This window comes from Quisquiliibacterium sp. (assembly GCF_982640115.1).
Map to the genome: position 1 here is coordinate 1 of NZ_CEXFHW010000256.1, position 4,034 is coordinate 4,034.

4 protein-coding genes are annotated in these 4,034 nt (G+C 71.4%); 1 reads left to right on the plus strand and 3 read right to left on the minus strand.

Going from position 1 to position 4,034, the window contains the following annotated elements; all coding sequences use genetic code 11:
* The first annotated feature begins 81 nt into the window (after window positions 1-81).
* Window positions 82-846, plus strand: coding sequence for an SAM-dependent methyltransferase (locus AC2H6A_RS18360; RefSeq protein WP_484275165.1), 765 nt, complete (start codon window positions 82-84; stop codon window positions 844-846).
* Here the strand turns inward: AC2H6A_RS18360 and AC2H6A_RS18365 are convergent.
* Genes AC2H6A_RS18365 through AC2H6A_RS18375 form a run of 3 tightly spaced genes read right to left on the minus strand, consistent with a single transcriptional unit; the run spans window position 809 to window position 3,767 of the window.
* Window positions 809-1,930, minus strand: coding sequence for a S49 family peptidase (locus AC2H6A_RS18365; RefSeq protein ID WP_484275163.1), 1,122 nt, complete (start codon window positions 1,928-1,930; stop codon window positions 809-811). The genes AC2H6A_RS18360 and AC2H6A_RS18365 overlap by 38 nt on opposite strands.
* Window positions 1,927-2,835 (minus strand): HAD-IA family hydrolase, encoded by a 909-nt coding sequence (locus AC2H6A_RS18370; RefSeq protein ID WP_484275164.1) that lies wholly within the window; start codon window positions 2,833-2,835, stop codon window positions 1,927-1,929. Before AC2H6A_RS18370 ends, AC2H6A_RS18365 begins: the two co-directional genes overlap by 4 nt.
* A complete protein-coding gene (locus AC2H6A_RS18375; RefSeq protein ID WP_484275166.1) occupies window positions 2,832-3,767 on the minus strand; it encodes an RluA family pseudouridine synthase in 936 nt (311 codons plus the stop codon). The genes AC2H6A_RS18370 and AC2H6A_RS18375 overlap by 4 nt, the downstream gene beginning before the upstream one ends.
* Window positions 3,768-4,034 lie beyond the last annotated feature (267 nt).

Sequence of the window (4,034 nt, forward strand, 5' to 3'; positions counted from 1 at the left end):
CCGCATGCTGCGCGAGGCCGGCATCGACGCGCTCGCGCAGCCCGCGTCGTGACCGACGCGACGACGGTGGCCGAGCCGCCGCTGCCCGCAGCGCTCTATCTGGTGCCCGTGCCGCTGGGGGAATCGGCCGACCCGCTTGCCCATCTGCCGCCAGCGACCGTCGCGGTGGTCCGCCAGCTGGGGTGTTTCGTCGCCGAGAATGCCAAGTCGGCGCGCGCCGTGCTGCGCCGCCTGCCCATGGCCAGACCGCTGCAATCCCTCGACATCCGCGAACTCAACCAGCACACGCCGCCGGCTGCGCTGCCGGAGCTGCTGGCGCCACTGCGCGCCGGGCGGGCTCTGGGTCTGCTCTCGGAGGCAGGCTGCCCGGCGGTGGCCGACCCTGGCGCGGCCCTGGTTCAGCTCGCCCATCAGCAGCGTCTGCCGGTGATGCCGCTGATCGGCCCGAGCGCGCTGCTGCTGGCCCTGATGGCCAGCGGCATGAACGGGCAATCCTTCGCCTTCACCGGCTACCTGCCGGTGGACCCGACAGCGCGCCGCGCGGCGATCCAGGAACTGCACGCCCGCAGCCGGCGCTTCGGGCAGACCCAGTTGATGATCGAGACGCCCTACCGGAACCAGGCCCTGCTCGAGGCCCTGCTCGAGGCCCTGCCGGACGATGCCCGCCTGGCGGTGGCCGCTTCGCTCAGCCTGCCCGAGCAGTGGGTGAGGAGCGCCCCGGTGGCGCAATGGCGCAGTGCGCCGGTGAGCCTGCCGCGGGCGCCGGCGGTGTTCCTGCTGCACGCCGAGGGCGGCGCGCCGGGCCCCCTCAGCGCAGCTGCGGCAGCGAGGAAGAAGCGCCGATAGCCCGCACGGCGGCCTGACCGGCTGCGGCACCGATCCGGCGCGCGAGACGCTCGGCCAGGTTTTCGTGGGTGGAGAAATCCACCACCTCTTCTGCCTTGAATTCATCGCGGGCCACGCTGTCGACCGTGCCCAGGGCATCGGCCAGCCCCAGCTCGATGCTGCGTGCGCCCGACCAGACCATGCCGGAGAAGATCTCCGGGGAGTCTTTCAGGCGGTCACCGCGACCGGCCTTCACCACGTCGATGAACTGCTGGTGGATCTCGGCCAGCATGCGGTTGACGATCTGGCGGTGCTCCTCGGTCAGGGGCGAGAAGCTGTCGAGGAAGGCCTTGTTGCGGCCAGCCGTGAACAGCCGCCGCTCGACGCCGACCTTGTCCATCACGCCGGTGAAGCCGAAACCATCCATCAGCACGCCGATCGACCCGACCAGGCTCGCCTTGTCGACGAAGATCTTGTCGGCCGCCGCCGCGATGTAGTACCCGCCCGAGGCGCAGACCTCCTCGACCACCGCGGCCACCGGCGTGTCGGGGTGAAGCTTGCGCAGGCGTCGGATCTCATCGTGAACGATGCCGGCCTGCACCGGGCTGCCGCCCGGGGTGTTCAGGCGGATGACCACGCCGGCCGTCTTCGGATCTTCGAAGGCGGCACGAAGGGCCGCGATGATGGCCTCGGCGGAGTTCTCGCCGCCGGCCTCGATCTCGCCCTTCACCTCGACCAGCGCGGTATGCCGCATGAGACTGCTGCTCTTGAGGCCGCCCGGGGCCCACAGCCCCAGAAAGGCCAGCACCACGGGGGTGAGATAGGCAAGGAGAGCCAGCCGGAAGAAGATGCTCCAGCGTCTGGCCCGGCGCTGCTCCTGCAGCGCGGAGGCGGCCAGCTTCTCGATGACGCCGCGCTCCCAACCGGGGGAACCGGCACCAGCACTGGAACCGGCACCGGCACCGGCCGCCGATGGTGCGCCCGCAGGCGGCGCGGCCGCACCCGCCGCTGATGCGACAGGAGCCGCAGCCACGGGCGGGGCAGCGCCGGCCGGCGGTGTGGTGGCCTCGGACGGCCGGGACGAAGGGTCTTGGGAATCGCTCATGGACTGCCGTTCTCGAATGCCACCCAGACCTGCCCCGCGCCCTCGCGGACTTCCAGCGTCACCAGGTTGCGGCCATGGCAGGGGCCGCCAGCGCAACTGCCATCCTCGGCGCGGTACATCGCACCATGGGTGGCGCACACCAAGTATAGGCCGCTCTCGTCGAAGAACCGGCCCTCGGGCCAGTCGAGTTCCACCGGGGCGTGGGCGCAGCGGTTCAGGTAGGCCCGCAGCCCGCCGCGGTGCCGGACGAGGAAGGCAGGTTCGGGCTGGCGGATGCGGCGGTCAGGGCCGCGCAGGCGGTGCCAGACGAAGCGCAGGCCCTCGGGTTGCTCGGGAACGGCATTGATCGGGCAGACCGCGCGCCAGTGCCGGCCGGGCGGCAGGCCCTCGAGCGCCCGCGGAACCTGCGGGATCAGCCACTCGCCAAGCAGGGACATCTCGGCCAGCACCGCGGCAGCCCCGGCCTGAGCCAGTGCCTCGGCGGCGTCCAGGCCCCCGAGAATGCCCACTGCCCGGGCACCCGCCCCGCTGGCCATCTGCAGGTCGTAGCGGGTGTCGCCGACCATGACCGCCTGGGCCGGCGCGAGCCCGAGCGCCTCACAGATCTCGTGCAGCAGCGCCGGATCGGGCTTGGGCGGGCCCTCGCCTGCGCACCGGGTGAGCGCGAACCGGGACTGCCAGCCGAACGCGGCGAGTTGTTCATCAAGTCCGCGCCGAGACTTGCCGGTGGCCACCGCGAGCGTCACCCCCAGTGCCGCCAGTTCGGTGAGCAGCGCCTCGGCTCCGGGCACCGGTCGGGCAGGTTCGCCCGGGCGGGGCAGCGGCACCAGCGTGCCCTCCCAGTCGAACACCACCAGGGCCACCGGGTGGACGGGCTGCACGGGGGGCGGAAAGAGCACGGTCATGTCGGCGCCTGTCTTGCCGCCAGCGACGCGAAGGCCGCCGGCGTGGGTGCCTCGAGGGTGAGCGGGCGGCCGTCGACCGGATGACGCAGGCTCAGCCGGGCAGCGTGCAGGAACATGCGTCGGTGACCGGCCCGGGCAAGCTGTCGGTTGAGGGTGAAATCGCCGTACTTGTCATCGCCGGCGATCGGAAAGCCGGCATGGGCAAGATGCACGCGGATCTGATGGGTTCGGCCGGTCTCGATCTCGACGCTCACCAGCGAGAAGCCGCCCAGACCCTCGAGGGCGAAGTGCTGCAGGCCGGTCACGCGCGAAATGGCTTCCTGACCCTGTGCACTGACGCTCACCCGGCGCTCGCCCTCATCGGTGAGGTAGCGTTCCAGCGGCTGGTCCAGGGTGCGGGTGCGCAGCGGCCAGCGACCGCTGACCGCCGCCAGGTAACGCTTGCGCGGCACACGGCCGCGCCACTGGGCGTGCAAGGCCACCAGTGCCTGCCGCTTCTTGCAGATGAGAAGCACGCCGGAGGTCTCCCGGTCGAGGCGATGGACGAGTTCGAGGAAGGCGGCCTGAGGCCGAGCGGCGCGCAGACGCTCGATCACGCCATGCGCCACCCCGCTGCCGCCGTGCACGGCGAGACCCTCCGGCTTGTCGACCGCGAGCAGGTGATCGTCCTCGAACAGGATGGGCAGCTCGATCGGCACGGCGGGGCCGGCCGCCGCCGCGTTCGCGGCCGGCTCCGCCCGGCGAATGGGTGGAACCCGGACCCGATCGCCGCCAGCGAGGCGGTCGTCCGGGCGGCAGCGCCCGCCGTTCACCCGCACCTCGCCGCTGCGGATGATGCGGTAGAGATGGCTCTTGGGGATGTCGCGGTAGTGCCGCTGAAGGAAGTTGTCGAGCCGCTGGCCCTCGCCGTCATCCTCGTCCACCGTGAGCAGACGGACCGTATCCGGACTGCCGGAAGGCGCAAGCCGACCTGCAGGCGGAGCCTCAGGTTTTGTCGGTAAGGCCTTCATGTGGTTATACTTTCAGCGCTGTCTGCCGGTGCGGCATCCAAGTCGCCATTGTATCGGCCCGGCCCCCCTGGCCGGAAAGCGGCAGCAAGAGAACATCCTTTCGCGGCTCCCGCCAGGTGGGAGCGCGGAACAACGACAAACCCGAGCCAGACCTTACCGACTGCTGCCGGCGACCCATCGCCGGCAGGG